This is a genomic window from Mycobacterium sp. TH-M82, from assembly GCF_057473605.1.
This window is the reverse complement of sequence record NZ_JBYCKY010000811.1, coordinates 1-1,384: the sequence shown is the minus strand read 5'-3', so window position 1 is coordinate 1,384 and position 1,384 is coordinate 1. Positions and strand designations below refer to the sequence as shown.

The following is a 1,384-nucleotide window of genomic DNA, read 5'->3' as shown; positions in this document are numbered from 1 at the left end:
ATCACGTTCGCCTCGATGCAGCAACAGTTCGCGGCCTACAACACCAAACTTCTGGGACTGTCGGTCGACGGGCTCGACAGCCACATCGCCTGGCTGCGGGCCATCAAAGAGAAAATCACCTTCCACGATCTCAAAGGTGTGGACGTCACATTTCCGCTAATCGCAGACGTCTCAATGGATATCGCCCGGAAATACGGAATGATCATGCCCGGCGAGGCTTCCACCAAGGCGGTGCGGGCGGTCTTTGTCATCGACCCGGCGGGCACGATCCGCGCGATCATCTATTACCCGTTGATCCTTGGACGCAACTTCGACGAGTTGCTGCGCGTAGTGCAGGGCTTGCAGACGACCGACCATTTCACCGTCGCCACTCCGGCGGACTGGCGACCTGGGGATCCAGTGATCTTGCCGACGCCGGATTCCTTGAGCGGCGCACGGGAGCGCATGGAGGAGCGTGCCGATGGCGTTGAGTGTCAGGACTGGTTCTTTTGCACCAAAGAGCTCCCCGCCGACGAGGTCGAATCCGCCATCCGCGCCACCGACGCCACCACCGGCTCGACTGCCGTGTAGGCGGCGACCGCCACCATCAGCCAGACGAACCACGTCGTGAGCCGTGCCGCCGGCACCCTGGCGGCGATGCCGTTGCCGAGGAGCACACCGACAATCGCGGCCGCGGTGAACGGTATCGCCACCGCCCAATCGATGTCACCGCTAGGGAGGCGAAAGACCAGCCCTTCGGCCGAGCTGATGGCGATCACCAGTAGGGAGGTGCCGACCGCGACCGGCATCTCATAACCCAGCGTGAGGACCAGCGCGGGCACGACGACAAAGCCACCGCCCACACCGAAGAACCCGGTGAGGAAACCCACCACGGTTCCGGCAACCACCACCCGCGCGACGGTGGCCATCGCGGTTCGCGCGTGATCGGGTGATCGCGCCGAGGGCACCGGATCCTGGCCGTGGGTGCTCGCCGGCGCAGCGTCGGCCTGGATGTCAGCTCTCACCGGAGAGTGCTGCGTGGCGTGACACGGTGTCTCGGCGGGCCGGCCGTGCAAGCGCCACGCAACCACCAGGATCAAACCGGAGAAAGCCAGCAGCAGCACGTCATCGGGTATCGCCTGGCTGCTCACCGAGCCCAGAAACGATCCACCGATGCCGACAAGCCCGAAAGTCAGGCCCCAGACCAGTCGCACCCGCCCGGCGAACAGGTGGCCCACCATCCCCACCAGAGCCGATGCCCCAACCACAATGAGCGAGGTCGTCGTCGCCGTGTGCGGCGTCTCGCCGGCCCCGTAGACCAGCGCCGGCACCGCCAGTATCGATCCGCCGCCGCCCAGCGCGCCCAGCGACAAGCCGATCAAGAAACCCAGCGGCGCCGACGCCG

The 1,384-nt window shown here is 65.8% G+C and carries 2 protein-coding genes; one reads left to right on the top strand and one right to left on the bottom strand.

The window, feature by feature from the left end; all coding sequences use genetic code 11:
• On the top strand, positions 1 to 570 hold a 570-nt coding region (locus AC2VON_RS23775), incomplete at its 5' end, for a peroxiredoxin (protein WP_486955052.1).
• On the opposite strand, the gene AC2VON_RS23770 is transcribed toward AC2VON_RS23775, so the two are convergent.
• A partial coding sequence (locus AC2VON_RS23770; protein WP_486955051.1) for a sulfite exporter TauE/SafE family protein occupies positions 474 to 1,384 on the bottom strand: 911 nt, incomplete at its 5' end. The two genes, AC2VON_RS23775 and AC2VON_RS23770, sit on opposite strands and share 97 nt — an antisense overlap.